We start from the raw sequence: 22,094 nt of genomic DNA on the forward strand, positions 1-22,094 counted from the left end.
GCCAAATAAACCTTTTTATTCATGAAGAGCAGATTATTACTTCCAGTTATTTTTTTCTTGATAATTGGTTGTTTAAATGTTAGCGCCAATAATTGGCCTAGAAAAGCAAATAATTCGCAAGTCGATTCTGTTGAACTTAGCGTTGAATACCTCAATTATTTTCTGGAAAAACAAAATAACTGGCATCCGCGGAATGAAGAACTTTTTAGAAGCTTGAAGGGCTTGGTTCATTTTGCGGAAGATGAGAAAATAGACACAATTTTAAACCGGATACAAACTTACCGGGAGTGGCACGAAGGGGCCTTTTTCTATCGATCACCAGCGCAGGTTTCAGACAGTTTGAATGTGGAGGGTTATGTGGCGCAGCCGGAACTGAACGAGAAGTTGCAACGGCTGGAGCGTTCCATCGAAAGCACCATTGTAAAAGATCAAATTGCTGTTCCGGAGGAGTTGATGGTGAACATGAATGAAAAAGTGAAGCTGCTCGAACCTGGAGATGTTCAGGTTTTGCTGCGGGATTCGCTCGTGGTCATTCCGGATAGCTTGAAAGGCTATGATGTGATTCCGGATTCGTTGATAAGCAGTCCGGCTGATTTTAAACGTTTACAACGCCTGGACAGCGCTAAAAACAGTTTGCTGGAAACTGCCCGGATACAATACAACAGCAGGGCCTTGCAGCATTACGTCGACTCAATTTCCACGGCCTATCGCAATCAGTACGTTGAGGAATATACTCAGCGGGCTAAAGCGCAGTTGGTCGATTCAATTCAAATTCATAATTACCGGGTGTTGGAGCAATACAACAACCAAGTGATGCAGACGGTGAACGATTCCATTGGGCATATGATTGATGTGCTTGTTCATTATGCCGAGAATGCGCCGATTGATGTGTGGGTGAAAAACAGCGAGGGAGACTCAACTCACGTGGTTTTGCGCAATGATGGATCGCGATACGCTCGGATGTTTTTGAAGAATGAGCAGAAAGACTCGCTGGGCATTCGGATTCATAACACCAGCAAGCACTCGATGCAGATTTTTATTGATGATGCGGTTACCTTGAAACGGTTTTCCGCCCAGCAAACCAAAGACTTTAATTTTGACCAGTTTGAGCCGGAAAGCAACCTGCGAAAAATCGATAAGCGCTATCAGATTACCACCCCTTGGGTGCTGGGAGGCGATGGAACCATTGGTTTTACGCAAACTGCGGTCAACAAATACTGGAAAAAAGGAGCGGGTTCCTTGTCCAGTTTGATGATTTTAAAAGGTTACGCCAACTATTCGCGAGGCAAGGTGAAGTGGGCTAACTCCATCGAGATTCGTAACGGGTGGCTGAAACCTTCCGAAGATAAAATCCAGAAGAATGATGATAAGTTTGAGTTCACCTCACGATTTGGTTTAAGTGCCTTCAAAAAATGGTACTACAGTTCGGAGCTCGATTTCCAGACTCAGCTTTTCAACGGGTATAAGTACCCGGACCGGGACAATAAAATATCGGGCTTCTTATCCCCTGCAAAAACCTTGATTAAGGTTGGTTTGGATTATAAGCCCAACAACAATTTCTCCTTGTTCCTTTCGCCTTTCACCTCTAAAACGGTTTATGTGCGCGATACGGCTAATATTGATGAAACGAAGTACGGCATTGAAGAAGGCAAAAGGCGCTATTGGGAGCCTGGTTTGAACGCTGATGTATTCTTCAAGGCGGATATTGCTCCTGACATTACTTACCAGATGAAGTATAAAATGTTCATCAATTACAATGCACCATTTTCCAATTTCGATGTGGATTGGGAAAACAACTTGCTCATGAAATTGAATGACTTTATGAACCTTCGGATGCAGATTCATTTTATCTTTGACGATAATGTCAAGTTTAATGTAGGAGAAGATGCTTCCGGCAATCCGATTTTAGAGCCAAGGTGGCAGATAAAAGAGTTTGTTACGATCGGGTTTACCTATAAATTGAATAAGCGGATTTTCCGCAGAGAAAAAGTAAATTAACGAATGAAGAATTATAAAAAATACTTTCGATTGACAGCTGATCCGGCTGATGTATACAATGCATTGACGAATCCGATCATGCTTGAAATCTGGACTGGTGAAGAGGTGGTCATGGAAGAAAAAGCAGGAACTGAGTTTTCGCTTTGGGATGGCAGTATCTGCGGCAAAAATCTGGAGTTTGTCAAAGACCACAAGTTGGTACAGGAGTGGTATTTTGGAGAACAAGATGAACCTTCCATTGTCACTATCAAACTGCATAAAGACGGAGAAGGAACAAGCATGGAAGTTGTGCATACCAACATTCCGGATGATGCATACGACAATATTGTAGAAGGCTGGAAAGAGGATTACTTTGATGCCTTGAATCAGCTTTTTGAAGAGTAATCGTTTCAGAAGGCTGGACTAAAAAGGCAGGTTGTTTCAATAGTGAAACAACCTGCCTTTTTTATGTCCGGAGAATCATTGTTTTCCCGAATTGCTTACAAACGAGAGGTGTTTGCTGTCGGGCGACCACGATGGCACATTAATGGTTCCCTGTCCGCCATACAGATAGGCTATCACCCGTGGAGCGCCTCCCGAGGTGGGCATCAAGCGGAGCATTACCCGTTTGTACGAAGGGTGCGAATTAAATTCAATGTCGGGCGGAAAGGAGATGAATGCGATCCATTTTCCATCCGGTGAAATATGAGGGAACCAATCGTTGTATTCATCAAAGGTAATTTGTTCTTTATCGCTGCCATCCGGTTTCATTCGCCAAATTTGCATGGTGCCCGATTGACTGCCGTTGTAATAGATGTATTTCCCATCGGGTGAGTACTCGCAGCCATCCACATGCTCGCCTGGTTTATTGTCGGTAAGCGCAACTTCCTGCCCTCCGCTGATGGAGTTTTTGTAGATGTTGTAGGTGCTGCTTCCGTTGCGCTGAGCAACATACACAACTTCTTCATTGTTTGGGGCCCAGCCATGCCAGTAGGAGGGCGTTTCTTCAGTAATCAATTGCGGGGGTCCACCTTCAAGAGGCAATACATAAACAGTGGATCCACCTCCGGGCATTCCTTCGCGGTGGTGGCTGATGGCCAATAGTTTTCCGTCAAACGAAATCCCATGATCATTGTTGTTGCGGTTAGCAAAGCCGGTGTTCAGTTGTTGAGGGGTTCCTCCTTTCACCGGAATGGTATAGAGTAAGCCTTTGCTATTGAAAAGTAGCTTTTGGCCGTCGGGCATCCAGTTGGGGGCTTCAAAGCGATCACCGGATTCATAAACGATTTTGCGTTTGCCGCTGAAAACATCCAGCGTTTCAAGCCGGCAGCCAAGCCAGCCAGCTTCTCCCGGATTGTAATTATTGTCCACCGGATGGTCTATACGGACATTCCATATCCGGGCTTTCTCAATCACCTCCGGCTGGTGCGAGCAGATGAACAGGCCGCCCAAAACCTTGTCGGGCAAATTTTCCAGGGATTGGCTGCCAATGTGCTGAAGTGGTTCTCCCGGATGGGCTGCCCGAAAAATCAGGGTTTTTCCTTTACGCTCCAGTTGCAGAATTTGGTAGTGGGGTTTGGGGGCATGAAGTTCGCTTGCTGTGTTTTGCATCGATGCTCCCTGCTGTTGGCGCCATTGCATGGCGGTTAAGCCATCGCCATGTAAAGCGGCTGAGCAATGAACGTCGTTTTCTGCCTCGGAAGCACGCACCATCCAGCCCACTTTTCGGTGTGGATCAACGCCTTCTCCCTCAAAGGCAAAATTGGCTGTTAAAATGAAATCACCTTCCAGCTTGTTGTAAAGAAAGTGAAATTCATCGCGCTCGAACCAAATGTTATAGCCCGACCCACTTAGCCTGTATTCTTGCTCCTCAATGTCGTAAATGGCATCCCCGGCAAGTTGCGGATTCCCAATGTCCTGATGAGAAGAGAAAATGCCGATGGCGTTTTGCGCCAAAGAGCTGCTTAGCGTTAAGCTGAAAAGAAAGATCAAGGTAAGTTTCATTGTGCTTAGGATTGAATGGTTTAGTTCTTTAAAGATAGAAAAGTATTCTCCTTTTTCCAGATGAATTTTTGATTACCAGTTAGTTTACGTCAATTGGTTGCTGAAACGATTTTATTTGGCGTGTTGGGGTAAGAAAAAGCCCTGTGAGTCAATCCTCACAGGGCTTGCTATCAGGTAATGTTTGACTTCAATTACAATAAACTAAGCGTAACGGTTAATCCGGCCATGACAACCGAAACCATGGTCATCAGTTTGATCAGGATATTCAGAGAAGGACCGGAAGTATCCTTAAACGGATCGCCAACAGTGTCGCCAACGACGCCGGCTTTATGGGCTTCGCTTCCTTTTCCACCGTAATTTCCTTTTTCAATGAATTTCTTGGCATTGTCCCATGCGCCACCGGCATTATTCATGAAAACGGCCAGCGTAAATCCGGAGGTTAATCCACCAGCCAGCAGGCCAATAACACCGGCCACACCCATTGTTGCACCAACAACCACAGGAACGATGATGGCAACCAGAGAGGGAAGCAGCATTTCTTTTTGAGCGCCAATGGTGGAAATTTCAACACACTTGGCGTATTCCGGAGTCGCTTTTCCTTCCAGAATTCCTTTGATCTCGCGGAACTGACGTCTGACTTCTTCTACCATAGCGCCAGCAGCACGTCCTACGGCTTTCATGGTCATGGCACTGAAAACAAAAGCCATCATGGAACCAAGGAATAAGCCACCTAGAAACAAGGGATTGAACAGGGTAATGTCGTAAGCTGAAGAGAAGTCTTTAACTGTAGCGCTGGAAATTTTAATGGCTTGAACACCTTCTTCTACGGCAGGAGCTACATCATTGTAAAAAACATACTGTCCTTTGGTGACAAATCCTTCACCGGCTTTGGCTATTTTATCAAACCACAAGCGTACTTCTTCCATGTAGGCCGATATCAAAGCCATGGCAGTAAGCGCTGCGGAGCCAATGGCAAAACCTTTTCCGGTTGCTGCTGTGGTATTACCCAGCATATCGAGCGCATCGGTCCGTTCGCGAACCTGAGGGTCGAGTTCGGCCATTTCAGCGTTTCCACCCGCATTGTCAGCAATTGGGCCAAAGGCATCGGTTGCCAGGGTAATCCCCAGGGTTGAAAGCATTCCTACGGCAGCAAAGCCGATTCCGTAAACGCCCATGGCAAAGTGGCTGGCACCGCCGGCAGCCCAAAAGGCGCCCATGATACCAAGCACGATGGTAACCACCGGAATCCAGGTTGAATACATGCCCACGGCCAGGCCGTCAATAATGGTAGTGGCTGGACCTTGTTGTGCTTGTTTGGCAATTCCTTTGGTTGGTCCGTATTCGTCCGATGTGAAATACTCCGTAGCTTGTCCAATAATGACACCGGCAGCCAGACCAATGACTACGGCCCAGAAAACTCCCCAGGTGACCCAACCAAGCATGGTAAGCCCAACCATCGCCAGAAGAATCAGTACCGAGCTGCCACCTGTTCCCAGGAGCAGGGCATTCAACAGGTTCTTTTGGGTGGCCGATTCTTTGGTGCGTACCATGTAAATTCCGAGAATGGAGAGGATAATTCCGATGGCAGCAACAATCATCGGAGCCAGTACAGCCTGAAAAGGATCAAGCCCGGCATCGCGCAGAACCAATGCGGGGAGTGAAGCTCCCAAGGCAGCTGTTGCCAGAATCGATCCGGCATACGACTCATAAAGGTCGGCTCCCATACCGGCAACATCGCCTACATTGTCACCCACATTGTCGGCAATGGTAGCTGGGTTACGTGGGTCATCCTCCGGAATTCCTGCCTCAACTTTACCAACCAGGTCAGCGCCTACGTCGGCTGCTTTGGTGTAAATTCCACCACCCACACGGGCAAAAAGGGCTTGTGTGGAAGCTCCCATTCCGAAGGTAAGCATGGTAACAGTAATTTCAATCAGCTTGGTGCGTGTTCCGGCTTCGGTTAAAACGCCGTTCACCACGTATTCCGGGTGAGCATGAACAAAGTTCAGCCCCAGAAAATGCAGCCCGTTACTCATGTGTTCGGGAGTGTAAACCCATTCATTTAAGATCAGAAACCAGGCCGCAATGTCGAGCAGGGCAAAGCCTACAACCACCAGCCCCATAACGGCGCCACTGCGGAAAGCTACCTGAAGCCCTTTGTTGAGTGATTGTGAAGCCCCATGAGCGGTACGTGCGGATGCAAAAGTCGCTGTTTTCATTCCCAGGAAACCACATAAACCGGAGAAAAAACCACCAGTTAAAAAGGCCACTGGAACAAAGGGGTTTTGAACGTTAAAGTAGGCCATGATAGTAAGCAGAATAAACAGAATACCAAAAACAATAGCCACTACTTTGTACTGTCTTTTTAAATAGGCCATTGCACCCTCTCGCACATACTGTGCGATTTCTTTCATACGGTCGGTACCTTCCGAGTTTTTCATCATTGACTTGAAAAATATCCAGGCAAAGACCAAGGCAAGTATGGATGCAAGTGGAACAATAAAGAAAATATTACTCATAAGTTATCAATTTATTGCAACAGTGTTGCGGTTAGTATGCGTTAGTATACAAATGACAGCTTTGAAAGTAATAAATATTGATGTTCCTAAAGGATTTCAATAAATGTTTTAGGACAGGCTGTCTGTTCTTTTTCGTATGATTAAAGATAAGCTGATAAATTGAGATTTAAAGGAGTGGAGATTGATTGCTTGTAATTTGAAAGCATTCTAAGGAAAATGCTGTTAATTTGATTGTGTCGTGCGGTGGCTTTAGACTGGATCATCGTCATGTGGCTTTTGCACCACGGCTTTGCCGCGCCATTTGCCACTCAGGTAATAAATGATCAGAATGACGGTGCCTGCTGTCCATCCGGCTGGTTCGGCCCACCAAATGCCATTGACCCCCAGGTGCTCGGAAAGGAAATAGGCCAGGGGAATCCGGAACACATACAAGGAGGTGAGCGTGGTTAGCATGGGAATAAAGGTTGCGCCTGCTCCGCGTAAAAAACCGGTAAAGGTGAACATCACCGCCAGTAAAAGGTAAAATGATGAGATAATGACCAGGTAGTCCTGTCCAATGGCAATAACGCCTTCGTCGGCTGTGAAAAGCTGGATGAGGTACTGGCCTGAAAAGATAATGACCAGCGAAATGAATATGGAATAGATCAGCGAAAAGACCAGCGTTATTTTCAATCCCTTTTTAGCCCGGTCTTCGCGAAAGGCGCCCAGGTTTTGCCCCGTGAAACTCGACAATGCCGAAGAAAATGTAATGGCAGGCATCTTGGCAAAAGAGTCAATACGAATGGCTGCGGAATAGGCAGCTACCGCGTTCACGCCAAAGCCATTCACAATGCCCATGATGGCCATCATTCCAAAAGCGACAAAAGATTGTTGAAAGCCCGTTGGAAGTCCAATGCGTACACAGCTTTTAAAAATATCGCGATCGAAAAGATATTTGCGAAACCTCAATTTTATTACCGGATGCTTTTTGTTCAGATACCAGGTGGCAGAAAAAAAGGCCATGGCCTGGGCAATAACTGTTGCGAAAGCGACCCCCGCAATTCCCCATTTGAAAACGATAACAAACAGAAGATCCAGCGCAATATTCAGAAAAGTGGAAAGGATCATGAAGTTGAGGGGAGTTTTTGAATCGCCCATGCCCCGGAGAATAGAGGTAATTCCATTAAACCCGAAAAAGAAAAACATACCCAGCAGGTAAATACTCATGTAGGTTACAGCTTCGGGCATCAAGCTGGCGGGTAGTTGCAGCAATTTGAAAATGGCCTCGCTGAAATAAATGCCAAGGCTTGAAACAACGAGTGAAGACGCCAAAAAGAAGATGAATATGGTATCAATGGTTTTACGTACCTGGTCCATCTGTTTGGCGCCAAAGTATTGCGAAACCACTGTAGATGCGCCTGAGCCCACACCAATGACCAATGAAATTAAGGTGAATATTATTGGGAATGAAGCGCCAACCGCTCCAAGTGCTTCTTTGCCCAGATAGTTCCCCACAATAATACTATCGATGATGTTGTAGAGGTTTTGAAATAAATTTCCAATAACCAGGGGAACTGAAAAATTCAGGATAATTTTGGCTTCGCTGCCAACAGTAAAATCTCTCATGGGCTCAAAAACAGAATGCAAATCTCTGGATTTTAATTTTGAAATCAAAATGTCTAAATTTGGGAAAGTCGTTAATCTTATTGTTTTTCAGCTCTTTGTTTTCTTAAAGCGTGGCAATTGGTTTAACGGTTTAGCGAAAAGGCTTAGGCCGTTTGTTTTTGATGACTGCTTTTGTTTTTTTTGTTAAAATAAATTAGTCAAGCACATGCATCGTTCCTGCGCTTTGTGGCTTACAAACCGGACGATGTTACTCTAAAAATTGGTTGTATGGAGAAGAAGAAGAGGGTACTTTTTGTTTGTTTAGGAAATATCTGTCGGTCGCCCAGTGCGGAGGCTGTTTTTAATTACCTTCTGGAAGAAAATGGCCTGGAGCAGGAGATTGAATGCGATTCGGCAGGAACCACGGCTTATCATGAGGGAGAGCCCGCCGACAAACGGATGCAAGGACATGCCATTCGGAGAGGATACCGCCTGACTTCAATTTCACGGCCGGTCAATCCGAAAGCGGATTTCGATGCCTTTGATTATATCATCGGGATGGATGACAACAATGTGTGGGACTTGAAAAAAATGGCACGTAACCTCGACGATCTTCGAAAAATTCATAAGATGACTGATTTTGCGACGCTTAATGGCCATCATTCTGTTCCCGATCCTTATTACGGAGGTGCTGACGGCTTTGAGCTGGTGCTTGACATTTTGGAAGATACCTGTCGGGGGCTGCTAAACGAACTTCAGAAATGAGCTTTGTTTTAGCCTGTTGTTTTTCGCGATGCTGATATGTTGAAGCGTTTTGTGTTGATCCTCACCGGATTGTCGCAGATGTTGTTTTGAAATGAAACTTTTGTTCAAATCACTTGTTCTGTGAAGTGTATGCCAAAATGATGTTGGGCTGGCAGTTTCTAATTCATAAACAATCAAAATAAACCACATATATTATGAAAATTGACCAAGGAATTTTTTACTCTTCTATCGCTAACTATTACAACCAGATATTTCCCTTAAACGAAAAACAGGTTGATTTTGTGCAAGCTGGGCTAAATAAGCTTGATGGAAAGAAGATTCTGGATATTGGCTGTTCGACCGGGCAATTGGCCAATCGACTGGCAACTCTTGGTGCGCAGGTTACCGCTATTGATTTGAATGAAGAAATGATCGCCATTGCACAAAAGGAAAACCATTTTCCGACGCTGGATTTCAAAACGGCAAACATGTTGGAAGTGGATTCGTTTGCTGAAGAATCGACCCTGGATGCAGCCTTGTGTTTTGGGAATACCCTTGTTCATCTGGACTCCATTGAGGAAGTCAGCCAATTTTTGAAAGGAATGGCTAAAGTGTTGAAACCGGGCGCTAAATTAATGATTCAAATCCTCAATTACGATTATATTCTGGAACATGAGGTTGATGAACTTCCTTTGATTGACGGGCCAAAGATCAGCTTCATCCGTAAATATGACCTTCCGGAAACGGCCGGCGAAAAGATCATTTTCAATACGGAACTGGTTATCAAAAGTAGCCGCGAATCGCTGTTTCATGCCTCGCGCTTGTTGCCCTTGCGCAAGCACGACCTGCATACGCTGCTTGAATACAATGGCTTTGAGCGAATGAAGTACTACGCTGATTTCAGTAAAAAGCCCTACGGAGGAAATCATCTGCCATTGGTTGTTTCTGCTGAACGATCCGCCTCTTAGCGATTCGTTTTCTTTGTTTTTCGGTAGGCTTTCCACCAAATCAGGAAACCACTTAGCAGAACCATGAGCAGGCACAGACCCGATAGCGGGACGTAGAGAATGTAGAAGGGCCCAAGCAGGTGTTCAAAAATTCGTCCGGTATGAATTTCCAAGGCGGTATTCCAAAGCGACATGGGAGTTTGTTCAAGGACTTGGTCAGGCATGGTCGGTGGTTGGTGCCCTTCAAAACTTTGCATGCCACGGTTGTAGTCAAACCAATAATGTTCCTGAGCATTTCGTTCAAAATACCCGGCAACCATATGGTTTGAAATGGGGCGTCCCGTACTTGCCCGGGGCTGCTTGAGGCTGAAGGCGTCCAATACCAGCTGATTTTTTAAGTCCCAGATAAAGAGCCCGCTGAATGAGCCTACCAGGTATTGAGTAGCGCTGATGGGGTCAAGAACATTGCAGCCCATGACACTAACCGGTGGTTGCACCGGAGCTTTTTGTAACGGTTGTTGCAAGCTTTCATCAGCCAGGTAAAAACCATCCGAAGTAGAAAACACATAGCTTTTTAATGATTCGTTCCATTGTGCCCGGCGTAGTTTATCGAACCAAGGGTTGGGGTTATCCAGGTGGGTGCCCGGAATAAGCCCAACTTTGGTGCTGGCAATAGGGATTAAAAGCGGAGGTCGCAAAAACATGCCGGCTGTGGTGTTTAACAGCAAAAAGAAGATAAACAGATATCCTGCTACATTGTGCCAGCGCAGGTTTAGCCGCCGGGCAGCTGTTAGCCGGGTGTTGTCTTTTTGTTTGGCACGGCGTCGCTTGGCCAGTTTAGGAAAGAAAAAGTGTAGCAGTCCGCTAATGGCCAGCAGGATGGTAACTATGCCCAATAGGTCCACGAAAAGTTTGCCTCCAAAACCAAAAAGTTCACCGCTGTGCAGGTTCCAGAGCGTTTTGAACAGCCCCGTTTCCCGTTTGTAGCCTTCGGGCTTTGGCAGTTGAACAACTTCAAACGTCTGCCCATTAGCCGACTTGAGCAGGTGGTGTCGGCTTAAAACCATCAGACTGTCATCTTTGATAAATACATCGGTGAGCCGTTCTTCCTGGATGGGGAGCGGAATTTTTTGCCAATGCTCCTCTTTTAGGCTACGCTGATAAAGGCCAAAATGGGTGGCTGCAAAGAGCTGTTGATTCTGAAACGAAACCACTTGATAGGTTTTTCGCTGGTCAATTCCTCGGGGAAAACCTTGGTTAAAACTGCTGAAGATGGTGTCTTCCTGCAGCCAGATGCCCACATTCCCAAAGATCAGAAAACGGCTTGAATCAAGCGGCAAGCCACCTCGTACGGCAGCCTGGTTCCAGTTTTGGTAGTGGTAGCTTTCCGGCAGCCAACTGCGTTTAACATCTACCGAAGAGAACAGGGGGCGGTGATTCATGACAATGCCGGATGAAGCGAATAAAATGGCCAGAAGTGCTATAATGATCCCCGGCCATTTGTGGAGCTTTCGGAACAGTTTGAGTGACTTGTTTTTGTGTTTCATAAAAGGCCGTTTTGGAGGAGTTGGGGTGCTTTTTAATTCATTAGCCGTGAAATTAAACAATGCTACCCAACCGTTCTGTAACGAATGTTACAAACCAGTTGGGCAGCACCTTGTTTTTTGCCTTTCTGTTTTACTTGATGAAATTGGGTGTGACACTCAGCATCAGCCAGCCCCAGTAGTTGGAGGTGGAATGATCGCCACCTTTGATCAGCTCCATGCTTTTTCCGGCAAATAGCCACGACAGTCCGCCACTGATTTGTGCTTCCGGACTGATTTTCCACCCTGCGCCCAAATCAAGTTCAGTGCCCAGGTAGTTGGAGGCATCTGCAGAAATTTTGGCTGCCGCCGAAAAGTAGTGCAGGTGCGCGTTCAGGCTTAGCTTATCCTTGGCATAATTGTACTTGGCGTACACGTCGTTGAGCCCGACACTGTTGGCATGGTTGCTCACGTAGAAATAATCCATAAAACCATTAAACTTGTGATTGGTCCCGTAAAGGGGAGTGAACGACTTGTTTTTGGGATCATCGTAAGCCGTTCCCGACAGTCGCTCGTAACCCCAGGTAATGCCGCGCGGACAGGTAGCTTCAAAAAGCAGGTTGTAAGCGCTAAGGTCGTCCCCTGTGCCCGTTTTACCAGTTTGCAGGTAAACATTGGCGGCCAGGTTGAAGTTGCCAAGTTGGTAAGTGGCGTGCCCTCCCAGGGTTTGGCTGTAGTTCACTTCTTGTCCGTCCTCGGTGTTTTCAGGAATGCCATTGTTCAGGCAAAGCAGGCTGAGGCTGGCTTCGTCCCATTTTTTGTTGAACCACACAAACTGAAGGTCTTTGTAGGCATCATTTCCGTCGAAAAGGTTGTTGGCCGGGTTCGAGTTTTCCTGATGTGCCAGCCCCAGATGCAGACGGATGTCACTTTCGTATTTGAAGATGGCCAGGTCGTGTGAGCGGGCCTGGTGTGCCCAGCCCACGTTTCCAAAAATCCGGTGATCGTCATAAATCAGCTCCTGGCGTCCGGCTTTCATGGAGAATTCCGGGGTGAAAAAGACTTCAGCCCAGGCCTGATGAACCGATGTGGCATAATCTTCATTGCCCACCAGTTGAGCCTGGCTGCCCCAGGTACGCACATCCTGTAAAACCAGCAAGGTTACCAGCTTATCCGATTGGTAACGTGCATTCAGGCGGGTACGCTGGGCAGTAAAGAGGGAAGCATCCTGGTCGCTGTTGGCCAGGCTTTTGTAGCCGTGACTCAGTTCGGTTCGGGGGCGAAATTCACCACTTAACGAAAATTGGGCAAATGCAGGTGTTGACAAGCCAATGAAGCCAAGCAGAAGCCAGCCGGTCCAATATTTTTTCATTTTTCGGTGTTTTTAGTTTCTAACCACATCCCATGAATCTTCGCGCTGCTGAGCTGCTTCGAGCCAAACAGGAACAACGTTTTCCATGAAGTCAGCCTTTTCGGCATTCTCCTTTTCCATATCCAAGCCAATAAAAGCCTGCGCTTTGGCTTTGGTGGAAATGTCAGGATAGGGGAGCTCTTCATCAAAACCTTTGGTGGCTAACAGGCGTGCCAGTTTGATCCGGGTTTCCTGGGCAATGGTGATTCCGGTAGAAATAATCCGGCTGGTTTCCAGCGGGGCATGAAACGATCCGCCATGCGAGGCTGCAGCATAATCCCAACGCCACTGGGCATGACGAATGCCCATTAAGATGGCCTCCATTTCTGCTTCGTTGGCTCCCAGTTCCCAGGCTTTTTGGGCTTCCAGGTGTGCCCGAACGAGCAGTTCCTCCAGCTTGTCGCGGTTTTTAATGGTTTTATCCTGACGGTCAAATACGTTTTTGATCAGGGTAGCGGTTTCTTCCCGATGACATACCTGGCAGGAATTGGCGACATTGTTGAGGGGAGACTGGATGTGGTGGTCGGTAAACTTTTGGCCTCCTTCAGACTTATACGGCATGTGACAATCGGCACAGGATACGCCGCGTTCGGCATGAATACCCTGTTGAAACAGTTCGTAGCCCGGATGCTGGGCTTTCAGCATGGGAGCTTTACTAAGGGCATGCGTCCAGTCGCTAAAGCCCATTTCGTCGTAGTAGGCCTCGGCATCTTCAACGGTTAAGCCCTTTGCCCATGGGAAAGTGAGGTACTGGGCACCTTCAACAGTCTCTTTGTTGAAATAATATTCCACATGACACTGGGCGCAAACCAGCGTACGCATTTCCTGGTGCGACGCTTTGTTAACGTCTTTACCCATTTTTTCGAAGGCTTCAACCAGTGCCGGACGGGTAATGCGCAGGTTCATGGTTTTTGGATCGTGGCAATCGGCACAGCCAATGGTGTTAACCACTTCGGCTCCCAGCCTGGCCCATTTCCCTTTGTAAAATTCGGCTACGCCATGTTCTTCCATCAAACGCGGAACATCCGGACTTTTACAGGTCCAGCAGGTGGATGGCATGGGGCCTTCATTGGCGTTTTTAGGAGCACCGGTACGCAGTGTTTTCTGAATGTCTTCTATGGCATAGTAATGTCCGCGCCCCTGGTTATAGTCTTTGGAGAAACCATAACCGGCCCATAGCACCACCAGTCGCGGGTCTTCTTCCAGCATGTCGATCATGGTATTGCCGTTGTATTTGCTCCGGAAATTGGTGTCAGCCGTTTGATAGTAGGACTGATATTCGCGTGGGAAATTCTCGCCCCACAGCTCATTGCGCGGTTCAAATTCGGATAGCGTGACTTGAGGAACATTGACAAAGCTGGCTTCGGCGCGGCGTTCCATGATGGAGGAGGCCAGTAAGCCCAGCAGAAATACAATAAGTATGGTAATCAGGAAAAGTAGCCAACCAATAATTGGCTTTTGCTCGATCGTTGATTTTAATGATTTCATATGATTGGTTTTTTAGTTGAGATCTAATTTTTTTATCCATTCCGGTACCGGGCTTTCGGGAAGTGGCACCCGCGCATAAGGCGTACTCGACAGGCTGTTGACACGGCCGTGCGGCACTTCGCGGTGACATTCCCAGCATTTGCGATCGGTTCGGTGCGATTCATAGTTGGCTACAAGGCTGTTGTGCCGGGCATCCAACAGCTGATTTTCGTGGCAACGCACACAGTTTTGATGAACCACTTCGGCACCTTCTTCTTTAATGAAAATGACTTGGGGCTCTTTGCGAAGCGTGAAGATCGTGGCGTGACGCAGTCCGTCTTTGGCCTTAAAATAGTAGGTGTTAAAAACATTGTCGTGCGGCACGTGGCAGTCGTTGCAGTTGGTTACTTCGCGATGCGAACTGTGGTTCCAGGTGGCATACTGTGGGGCCATAAGGTGACAGTTGACACAGGTTTTCGGGTCGTTGGACAAATAGGAGTGGGCCTTGGAAAAGTAAAGGGAAAGGAAAAAAAGGCCCGTAAAAACGCCCAATGCAAGGATGACCGGAATTTTCCACTTGGCAGGAGGCTGTAGGTTTCGGATCATAGTTGATAGTGTTTTTTATATGATTAAAACTACGTAACCACATCCGTTAAGGTTGTAACCAATGTTACAAATGGCTAAAAAACAGTAAAAAAAGTTTTGGTTTTTAGCCGGGGTATCCGACAGCTGGCAGACCGAGTGGTCTGCCAGCTGTCGGATCAAGAGTATGGTGGACTATATTTTTGATCAGTAACTTGGGCTGACAAGAGTTGTTGTTTCTGGGAAAAGCCAATCGATCACTGCCGTTCCTGTAGTTTTTTCCAGGCGTGCATTTCCAGAAAACTATCCTCCACATTGGCCTCCATTTCCTGAAACAATCGGAATGGAACCGTGAAGGTTAAGGTTTCCCGATCAACAATAGAGCGTTGCGAAATATCAAAAAAGCCAATTACCCCGCCGGGATTTTCCTTTTTGGCTTCGGCGTAGCCATAGAGTATGGATTGACAGGCTGCTCCAAAGGGCGCCGTTACGTGCTGATTGGTTCCACGATTATAATCAGCCATAACCACCAGGGCCGATAGCTGGTCGGCGTTGGCAAAGAAGATGAGCAGCTCAGGCTTGTCCTGCTCGGTGAGTTGTTCCCAGGGTTTAAACACCACATATTGGGTTGGAATATCGGTCATGGGGAGTGAATCAACCCATTTTCTGGCCAGTTCCGGATTTTTGTAAAAGCGTTCACCTTCCAGCATCAACGACCCTGCTGGGCCCATTTGGTTGGCCATTTCCTTGTTGCCGGTAGAAAGCAGACAGTCGATGGGGAAGTGCCCGTAGCAATTGCCAAAGCCCAGCCCGGTGCCTCCACCCGGACAACCATAGGATTTTCGGTCAAAATAGGCCAGGCGGTTTTTCTTGCTTGATGACACCAGCATGGCAGCCACACAGCCGCGTACGCTTCCTTCTTTAAAATGAAGTCCATCTTCCGGTTTATCGTCGGTATGGATTACTGCCACCGGTTGCATTTTTAGTCTCAAGGCTTCAATCAGTTTGCTATTCATCGTATACCTCCATGTTTTTAGGTTGTTCAACGGTAATTTGTCTCTTCCGGTTATTGATGGGGCGTTTGGCCTTTTCGTCTGGTATGTCGTAATCGATCAATTGTTTCCATGAACACATCTTTTGCTTTTACTTTTGTGGCTAACTCTAATTCCTTCTTGTTCTTGAAGGCGTAGATTAAAAATGCTGCAAGACCAAAATCGATGTATACATCTTTTAAATCGAAAACGAATAAGGGCTTTAGGTAGATATAATCAAGAGTTCCTCTTGCCCATGCTAAGTTTCCAAGTAAGGCACAAACTACGGCAGCCATTATAAATATAGTTGCCAGATCTACGAGTTTTTTGTCAGAAGAGATCTTGCTTCTGAAAAAGGAGAAATAGATCGGAGTTGTAATTCCTATTGCCACGAATAAAATGACGTGTGGCACTAATCCAATATTTATCCCGATTTGGTTTAGTAGGGTATTGACCCAACTGTGCTTGATATTAAACGTTGGTTTAAATTCGAGCAGGAAAGGGATAATCTCAAAATGAGTATCTCCGTAAAAGTTGAAGATTATAATTTTAATCGATTGGTCAATAACTATTAGTACCAGAATCCAGATTAGAATAGCTTGTGTTTTCATTTTAACTCATTGTTTGGATTCAACGGGTTGAGCAAGTTAGTAAAACAAAACGATGAAAGAAGTTATGTTTTTATGCTGTAAAACTTTTTGGCTTAGCCGGAGCGTAAAGCAGTACTTGGGGTTTCCTGGAAAACAGGGGGCAACCGGTTTTGATTTCTTCTATCCAGAATTAGCTTCGACCTCCCGGAATTGCAAGCAGACCAATCCGGATTGAGCTCCGACCGTCTGGAAATGAGAAAAACCAGCTGGAAAAGCCACAATACTACACGGAAATGCAACCAAACCGTCCGGAAAAGTGATCAAACCGAACGGAATTGCCAAAAACCAGCCAGAAATGGGACACAACCCGGATTTTTCCATTTCCGGCTGGTTTTTTGGTCATCCGCCACCGTTTGTTGCCTTTCTGCTTGGTATGCTTCAATTTTTTGCGCGGGACGAAAAAAAATGTTTGCGGCTGAGCCTCAGCCGACCTGTTTTTATTTGTTTTCTACTTAGCCGAGCCTCAGCCAGCCTGTTTCTTTTTGTTTTCTACTTGGTTGAGGGGTAGCCGGGAGGTCATCTAATTACTGGCAGTAAAATGACTACCAATGACCATCAAATGACCTTTTTGCTGTTTCAAGTTTTAGGTTCCGCAATGTGCTGAGGCACCTTATCAATGACAACTATATGACCATCCAGCACCCGGTATTCAGTTCCCATCATTTGTGCTACCTTTGCATTTTCAATAAAAACCGGTAGCGGCTACTGGTTGAAAACACGAAAGAAAGACAAGCATGCAAAATAGAATTACCCAGTTGTTTGGGATAAAATACCCTGTTGTTCAGGGCGGAATGGTTTGGTGTAGTGGTTGGCGGTTGGTTTCAGCCGTTAGCAATCAGGGCGGATTGGGCCTGCTGGGCGCCGGTTCCATGCACCCCGAAACATTGCAGGAACACATCCGGAAAACCCGGCAAGCCACCGATAAACCTTTCGGGGTAAATGTCCCCATGCTGTATCCGCAGCTGGAGGATATTATGGAGGTGATTGTGGCCGAAAAGGTACCCATCGTGTTTACCTCGGCTGGTAGTCCGAAAAAGTGGACGAAGTGGTTGCAGGAACGGGGTATCATTGTGGCTCATGTGATTGCCAGCTCGTATTTTGCCCAAAAATGTGAAGAAGCCGGCGTTGATGCCATTGTTGCCGAAGGCTTTGAAGCCGGGGGACACAACGGGCGCGAAGAAACCACGACCCTTAGCCTGATTCCTTCGGTTCGGAAAGCAACGAAGCTTCCGCTGCTGGCTGCCGGTGGCATTGGTAGCGGAAAAGCCATGTTGGCAGCCATGGCGTTGGGAGCTGACGGTGTGCAGATTGGGTCGCGCTTTGCACTGACCAGGGAGTCGTCGGCACATGAAAACTTCAAGCAACTGGTGGCTGGGCTGGGAGAGGGTGGCACTAAGCTGTCGCTGAAAAAGCTGGCTCCCGTACGTCTTATCAAAAATGAATTTTTCAAGCTGGTGAATGAAGCTGAGCTTCGTGGGGCTGATGCCGAAGAACTCAATCGTTTATTGGGAAAAGGACGTGCTAAACTGGGCATGTTTGAAGGAAACCTGGATGAAGGTGAGTTGGAAATCGGGCAGGTGGCTGCTCAGTTAAGCGATATTCCTACGGTGGAGGAAGTGATGACACGCTTAATTTCGGAGTATGAACAAGTGCGCCGCGATCTTGTTGATGGTGCTAATTTCTCATTTTAATTTATGATCAAATTTGAACGATATAAGCTCGACAACGGGCTTCAGTTAATTGTATACCCCGACTATTCAACGCCCATGGTGGCTTTGGATGTGTGTTACCATGTTGGGGCCAAAAATGAAAATCCGGAACGAACTGGCTTTGCCCACTTGTTTGAACACCTCATGTTTGGCGGAACCAAAAACATCCCGGATTACGATGATGCACTTCAGCACGCCGGCGGTGAAAACAATGCTTATACCACCAATGATCTGACCAATTATTACCTGACCCTTCCGAAGGAAAACCTGGAAACAGGCTTTTGGTTGGAGTCGGACCGCATGTTGGAGCTGGATTTCTCGGAAGAAAAGTTGAATGTGCAAAAAAATGTGGTGATTGAAGAGTTTAAGCAGCGTAACCTGAATCAGCCCTATGGTGATGTATGGCCTTTGCTGCGAGAGTTGGCCTATAAGGTACACCCTTACCAGTGGCAAACCATTGGGAAGGAAATCAGTCACATTGCCGATGCCAGCCTGGAAGAGGTCAAAGCTTTCTTCTATCGGTTTTATGCGCCCGACAATGCGGTGCTGATTCTGAGTGGGCACGTTGATCCGGAGGAATGTCTGAAGCTGGCCAACAAGTGGTTTGGCGATATTCCGAACCGAAATGTGAACAAGGCACCTATTCCGCAGGAACCCAGGCAGCAGGAGTTTCGGGAGATGACGGTTGAACGCGATGTGCCGGATACAGCGTTGTACCTGGCTTTTCATATGCCTGACCGCCGGCAGCGTGGCTACTATGTTTGCGATTTGATTTCGGATGTGTTGTCGAATGGAAATAGTTCGCGTTTGTATCAGCGCTTGGTGAAGGAAGAAAAGCTGTTTGTTGAGCTTGATGCTTACGTGTCGGGCGATCACGATCCGGGCTTGTTCATTGTTTCCGGCAAGTTGGCCGAGGGCGTTACAATCCCCCAGGCCAAAGCTGCCATCTGGAAGGAGCTGCAGCACATGCAGCAGGAGTTGGTGTCGGCTGTTGAACTGGAAAAGGTGAAGAATAAGCTGGAGGCCAACCTGGTCTATTCGCAAATGAACTACTTGAATATGGCCCAGGAGCTGGCCAACTTTGAAAATATTGACCGGGCTGAACGAATCAACGAGCAGATGGTGATTTACCGTTCAATAAGCAGCGCTGATTTGATGTTGCAGGCGCAGGAGTTATTTCAGGAAACCAATTGTTCTCAATTAAATTATTTAGCAAAGAAATGATCGATCGCACCATACAACCTCCGGTGAGTGAAACCGGAAAACCGGATATGTTGGTTCCGGACACCAACCGGCTGAGCAACGGACTTCCGGTTCATATTTTAAATGCCGGCACGCAGGAAGTTACCCGGCTTGATTTTTGTTTCGACGCTGGCTTGTGGTATGAAAACAAGCCTCTGCAGGCGGCGCTGAGCAATGCGATGCTGCAGGAGGGCAGCCTGAATTATTCAGGGGCACAGTTGGCTGAAATTATGGATTTTCATGGGGCCTACATTCAGTTTGCAGTTGATCATCATCAAGGAGTGATCAGCCTGATTAGCTTGAACAAGCATTTGCCCAAGTTGCTGCCGGTTGTCGAAGATCTGGTCAAGCACTCGCTAATGGAAGCGCATGAGGTGGAAACTATGATCCGTCGTCGGAAGCAGCGCTTTTTGCTGGAAAATGAAAAAGTGAAAGTATTGTGTCAAAAGAAGTTTTCCTCGGTTTTGTTCGGCGATGAGCATCCGTATGCACAAACCGTGCAGCTGAAGGATTTTGAAGCCATTACCCGTGGCGATTTGCTGGGCTTTTATGCTTGTCATTACCGATCGGAAAATTGCCGGATTCTGGCTTCCGGAAAAACAGACCCGAACCTGATCGACTTGTTGGATAAGCATTTTGGAGATAACGACTGGCAAGGGCTGGCGCTTGATTCTCGTCGGTTCTCTGTTCAGCCTTCAAGCCAAAAAGAGCAGCGGGTGGTGAAGCAGGAAGCCATTCAGTCTGCCATTCGCATCGGTCGTTTACTGGTGAAAAAGGATCATCCGGATTACCTGGGCTTGCAGGTGTTGAATACGCTTTTGGGAGGCTACTTTAGTTCGCGGCTGATGGCCAATATTCGGGAAGAGAAAGGCTACACTTACGGCATTGGCTCCTCAGTGGTGGGGCTGAAAGAAGCTGGTTACTGGGTGATTGCTACCGAAACAGATCAATCCTACGAAGAAGCTACCATTCGCGAGGTGTTTTTGGAAATGAAGAAACTGCGCGAAGAACTGGTTTCGGAGGCAGAGTTGTACCGCGTGCGTCAGTACTTGCTGGGTGAATTTGTACGTGACTTTGACGGACCGTTTGCCCAGGCGCAATCGTTTCAGGCGGTGGCCGATTTTGGGCTCGATCATCGTTTTTATGAGCAATACTATCAAACCTTGCTAACGATTCAGCCGGCCGATTTGCAGGCACTGGCCCAAAAATATCTTCAGCAAGAAGATTTTTATACGGTTGTTGCCGGTGCATAAGCGCAGCCAGCCTTTTTATGGATTAATTGAATTTACGTGAGAAACCTTTTTTCGAATACGATTTTTTTGGCGATCATAGCTTGCTTGCTATGGTCGTCTGCTTTTGTGGGGGTCAAAATCGGCTTGCAATACCACAGCCCGTTTCAGTTTGCCGGAGTGCGGTTTACACTTTCGGGGTTAATGCTTTTTCTGTATTTCAACAATTTCAAGGAATACCGCAGACAACTTTTTGAAAACAGCCGATTTATTTTACTCATTGCCTTGTTGCAAACGGTTGTGCAGTACATGTTCTTTTATGCGGGGATTAACCTGCTACCGGCTTCCATTTCTGCCTTAATTATTGGTGCCTCGCCTTTGTTTATTTCGGTGGTGTCGCATTTTAGCTTTCACAATGATAAAATGGACCTGGTGAAAACGCTGAGCATCTTAGTTGGGGTGATTGGAGTTGGGGTGATTACGTTTGGTCGCAGCGAACTGCCTTCAGGCGTTAAAATAAGCCTGTGGGGAATTGCTTTGCTGTTGATGAATAATTTTGTTTCCGGATTCTCAAATGTGATGGTAGCTAAAAAGCCGAAAGGGCTGTCGCCAGTGGTACTTAGCTCTTCGTCGCTTTTTATTGGTGGGATTGGACTCCTGATTATTTCTGTTCCGTTGGAAGGCTTTGGCCTGAGAGCTGTGGCTCCGGAATATTTTTATGCACTTGGTTGGCTGAGCTTTTTGTCGGCAGCTGCTTTTAGTATTTGGTTTACTCTTTTGGAACGCCCGGGCGTAAAAGTGTCGGAGTTAAATACCTGGAAGTTTTTGGTTCCGGTGGCCGGAGCTGTGTTGGGCTGGGTGTTTATGCCAGATGAATCGCCCGATTGGGTTTCCATTTCAGGGATGCTGATTATTGCCTGCTCTTTGTTGGTTTTGAACTATTCGAACCGCAGGGCGGCCCGTCAGATCAAAAGAAATGCGGCCCTTGTAAAACCGGAAGCCTCCCTTTAGTCGGGTTTTTCGGCTTCCAGTTTCAATTCATAAAGGTTTTGTGCCATCCCGTTGGTCAGGTTTTTTTGCATAAAGCGGGCCAGCCAGCCTTCCAGACTTTCTTGTACAATAACTTGGGTGGATTTTCCTTGCGGAATCAGAATCCAGTTGTGAATAGCCTTGAGCCAGAGCATCTGGCCCGTCCATCCGAACTCATGGGGTGGATTGGCTGTGTGAATCCGTGACTTTATTTTAAATCCCCCGGCTTTCCATGCGAAAGATGTTTCCTCGGTGGCCCGTCCATGCAACATGGTCTCCGTTACCTCCGTCTGCCATTTGGGCCAGTTGTTGATGCCTGAAAGTACTTTGTAAACTTTTTCGGCCGGAGCATGGATTAAAATTGTTGTTTCATGAAAGGCTGGTGCCTTTTTATTGACTTCAATTTTCATAACGCAATTTTGTCTTAAAACATTCAAGATCTTCAG

The 22,094-nt window shown here is 46.9% G+C and carries 18 protein-coding genes; 8 read left to right on the forward strand and 10 right to left on the reverse strand.

All coding sequences use genetic code 11. The features are described 5' to 3' along the window. The first annotated feature begins 21 nt into the window (after positions 1-21). Both ACRD6K_RS07375 and ACRD6K_RS07380 read left to right on the forward strand, forming a co-directional pair. On the forward strand, positions 22-1,998 hold the full coding sequence (locus ACRD6K_RS07375) for a DUF3078 domain-containing protein (RefSeq protein ID WP_299576515.1): 1,977 nt from the start codon (positions 22-24) through the stop codon (positions 1,996-1,998). Positions 1,999-2,001: 3 nt separating this feature from the next. Beyond that, complete coding sequence (locus ACRD6K_RS07380; RefSeq protein ID WP_430972738.1) at positions 2,002-2,382, forward strand: SRPBCC domain-containing protein; 381 nt, start codon at positions 2,002-2,004, stop codon at positions 2,380-2,382. Positions 2,383-2,457: 75 nt separating this feature from the next. Here the strand turns inward: ACRD6K_RS07380 and ACRD6K_RS07385 are convergent, their stop codons facing one another. From ACRD6K_RS07385 to ACRD6K_RS07395, 3 genes are all read right to left on the reverse strand, one after another. Further along, positions 2,458-3,981, reverse strand: a complete 1,524-nt coding sequence (locus tag ACRD6K_RS07385) for a TolB family protein (RefSeq protein ID WP_430972739.1) — start codon at positions 3,979-3,981, stop codon at positions 2,458-2,460. A 191-nt stretch (positions 3,982-4,172) separates the two neighbouring features. Next, positions 4,173-6,500: a sodium-translocating pyrophosphatase gene (locus tag ACRD6K_RS07390; RefSeq protein WP_299576521.1), complete on the reverse strand. Its 2,328-nt coding sequence runs from the start codon at positions 6,498-6,500 to the stop codon at positions 4,173-4,175. A gap of 249 nt (positions 6,501-6,749) precedes the next feature. Further along, positions 6,750-8,153, reverse strand: coding sequence for an MATE family efflux transporter (locus ACRD6K_RS07395; RefSeq protein WP_430972740.1), 1,404 nt, complete (start codon positions 8,151-8,153; stop codon positions 6,750-6,752). A gap of 219 nt (positions 8,154-8,372) precedes the next feature. On the opposite strand from ACRD6K_RS07395, the gene ACRD6K_RS07400 reads away from it, so the two are divergent. Together ACRD6K_RS07400 and ACRD6K_RS07405 are read left to right on the forward strand one after the other, a co-directional pair. After that, positions 8,373-8,849, forward strand: a complete 477-nt coding sequence (locus tag ACRD6K_RS07400) for a low molecular weight protein-tyrosine-phosphatase (protein ID WP_299576525.1) — start codon at positions 8,373-8,375, stop codon at positions 8,847-8,849. Between the two features lie 194 nt (positions 8,850-9,043). After that, positions 9,044-9,796, forward strand: coding sequence for a class I SAM-dependent methyltransferase (locus tag ACRD6K_RS07405; protein WP_430972741.1), 753 nt, complete (start codon positions 9,044-9,046; stop codon positions 9,794-9,796). Here the strand turns inward: ACRD6K_RS07405 and ACRD6K_RS07410 are convergent. The 6 genes from ACRD6K_RS07410 to ACRD6K_RS07435 form a co-directional block, all read right to left on the reverse strand. Beyond that, positions 9,793-11,322 (reverse strand): PepSY domain-containing protein, encoded by a 1,530-nt coding sequence (locus ACRD6K_RS07410; protein WP_430972742.1) that lies wholly within the window; start codon positions 11,320-11,322, stop codon positions 9,793-9,795. The two genes, ACRD6K_RS07405 and ACRD6K_RS07410, sit on opposite strands and share 4 nt — an antisense overlap. Before the next feature lie 130 nt (positions 11,323-11,452). Further along, on the reverse strand, positions 11,453-12,670 hold the full coding sequence (locus ACRD6K_RS07415; protein ID WP_430972743.1) for an alginate export family protein: 1,218 nt from the start codon (positions 12,668-12,670) through the stop codon (positions 11,453-11,455). A 12-nt stretch (positions 12,671-12,682) separates the two neighbouring features. Then, positions 12,683-14,197, reverse strand: a complete 1,515-nt coding sequence (gene nrfA, locus ACRD6K_RS07420; protein ID WP_430972744.1) for an ammonia-forming cytochrome c nitrite reductase — start codon at positions 14,195-14,197, stop codon at positions 12,683-12,685. A 12-nt stretch (positions 14,198-14,209) separates the two neighbouring features. Next, positions 14,210-14,782, reverse strand: a complete 573-nt coding sequence (gene nrfH, locus ACRD6K_RS07425) for a cytochrome c nitrite reductase small subunit (RefSeq protein WP_299576535.1) — start codon at positions 14,780-14,782, stop codon at positions 14,210-14,212. A 233-nt stretch (positions 14,783-15,015) separates the two neighbouring features. Continuing rightward, positions 15,016-15,774 (reverse strand): DUF169 domain-containing protein, encoded by a 759-nt coding sequence (locus ACRD6K_RS07430; protein WP_430972745.1) that lies wholly within the window; start codon positions 15,772-15,774, stop codon positions 15,016-15,018. 50 nt (positions 15,775-15,824) lie between these two features. Beyond that, positions 15,825-16,400: a signal peptidase II gene (locus tag ACRD6K_RS07435; RefSeq protein ID WP_430972746.1), complete on the reverse strand. Its 576-nt coding sequence runs from the start codon at positions 16,398-16,400 to the stop codon at positions 15,825-15,827. A gap of 773 nt (positions 16,401-17,173) precedes the next feature. Between ACRD6K_RS07435 and ACRD6K_RS07440 the strand changes: the two genes are divergently transcribed. The 4 genes from ACRD6K_RS07440 to ACRD6K_RS07455 are packed head-to-tail and all read left to right on the forward strand — an operon-like array spanning position 17,174 to position 21,630. Next, positions 17,174-18,130: an NAD(P)H-dependent flavin oxidoreductase gene (locus ACRD6K_RS07440; protein ID WP_430972747.1), complete on the forward strand. Its 957-nt coding sequence runs from the start codon at positions 17,174-17,176 to the stop codon at positions 18,128-18,130. A 3-nt stretch (positions 18,131-18,133) separates the two neighbouring features. After that, positions 18,134-19,372, forward strand: a complete 1,239-nt coding sequence (locus ACRD6K_RS07445; RefSeq protein WP_430972748.1) for a M16 family metallopeptidase — start codon at positions 18,134-18,136, stop codon at positions 19,370-19,372. Then, entirely contained in the window at positions 19,369-20,643 is a 1,275-nt protein-coding gene (locus ACRD6K_RS07450; protein WP_430972749.1) for a M16 family metallopeptidase, read from the forward strand. Before ACRD6K_RS07445 ends, ACRD6K_RS07450 begins: the two co-directional genes overlap by 4 nt. Before the next feature lie 36 nt (positions 20,644-20,679). Beyond that, positions 20,680-21,630 (forward strand): DMT family transporter, encoded by a 951-nt coding sequence (locus ACRD6K_RS07455; protein WP_430972750.1) that lies wholly within the window; start codon positions 20,680-20,682, stop codon positions 21,628-21,630. On the opposite strand, the gene ACRD6K_RS07460 is transcribed toward ACRD6K_RS07455, so the two are convergent. Further along, positions 21,627-22,058 carry an SRPBCC family protein gene (locus ACRD6K_RS07460; RefSeq protein WP_299576556.1) on the reverse strand — a complete coding sequence of 144 codons (432 nt, stop codon included), beginning with the start codon at positions 22,056-22,058 and terminating at the stop codon, positions 21,627-21,629. The two genes, ACRD6K_RS07455 and ACRD6K_RS07460, sit on opposite strands and share 4 nt — an antisense overlap. Positions 22,059-22,094: the final 36 nt, after the last annotated feature.

The organism is Sunxiuqinia rutila (genome assembly GCF_050589705.1).
In the GTDB taxonomy this organism is placed as follows: domain Bacteria; phylum Bacteroidota; class Bacteroidia; order Bacteroidales; family Prolixibacteraceae; genus Sunxiuqinia; species Sunxiuqinia rutila.

Coding starts and splice junctions, on each gene's coding strand:
- ACRD6K_RS07375 (WP_299576515.1), top strand. CDS start 22: ATGAAGAGCAGATTATTACTTCCAGTTATTTTTTTCTTGATAATTGGT.
- ACRD6K_RS07380 (WP_430972738.1), top strand. CDS start 2,002: ATGAAGAATTATAAAAAATACTTTCGATTGACAGCTGATCCGGCTGAT.
- ACRD6K_RS07385 (WP_430972739.1), bottom strand. CDS start 3,981: ATGAAACTTACCTTGATCTTTCTTTTCAGCTTAACGCTAAGCAGCTCT.
- ACRD6K_RS07390 (WP_299576521.1), bottom strand. CDS start 6,500: ATGAGTAATATTTTCTTTATTGTTCCACTTGCATCCATACTTGCCTTG.
- ACRD6K_RS07400 (WP_299576525.1), top strand. CDS start 8,373: ATGGAGAAGAAGAAGAGGGTACTTTTTGTTTGTTTAGGAAATATCTGT.
- ACRD6K_RS07405 (WP_430972741.1), top strand. CDS start 9,044: ATGAAAATTGACCAAGGAATTTTTTACTCTTCTATCGCTAACTATTAC.
- ACRD6K_RS07410 (WP_430972742.1), bottom strand. CDS start 11,322: ATGAAACACAAAAACAAGTCACTCAAACTGTTCCGAAAGCTCCACAAA.
- ACRD6K_RS07415 (WP_430972743.1), bottom strand. CDS start 12,670: ATGAAAAAATATTGGACCGGCTGGCTTCTGCTTGGCTTCATTGGCTTG.
- nrfA (WP_430972744.1), bottom strand. CDS start 14,197: ATGAAATCATTAAAATCAACGATCGAGCAAAAGCCAATTATTGGTTGG.
- nrfH (WP_299576535.1), bottom strand. CDS start 14,782: ATGATCCGAAACCTACAGCCTCCTGCCAAGTGGAAAATTCCGGTCATC.
- ACRD6K_RS07430 (WP_430972745.1), bottom strand. CDS start 15,774: ATGAATAGCAAACTGATTGAAGCCTTGAGACTAAAAATGCAACCGGTG.
- ACRD6K_RS07435 (WP_430972746.1), bottom strand. CDS start 16,400: ATGAAAACACAAGCTATTCTAATCTGGATTCTGGTACTAATAGTTATT.
- ACRD6K_RS07440 (WP_430972747.1), top strand. CDS start 17,174: ATGCAAAATAGAATTACCCAGTTGTTTGGGATAAAATACCCTGTTGTT.
- ACRD6K_RS07445 (WP_430972748.1), top strand. CDS start 18,134: ATGATCAAATTTGAACGATATAAGCTCGACAACGGGCTTCAGTTAATT.
- ACRD6K_RS07450 (WP_430972749.1), top strand. CDS start 19,369: ATGATCGATCGCACCATACAACCTCCGGTGAGTGAAACCGGAAAACCG.
- ACRD6K_RS07460 (WP_299576556.1), bottom strand. CDS start 22,058: ATGAAAATTGAAGTCAATAAAAAGGCACCAGCCTTTCATGAAACAACA.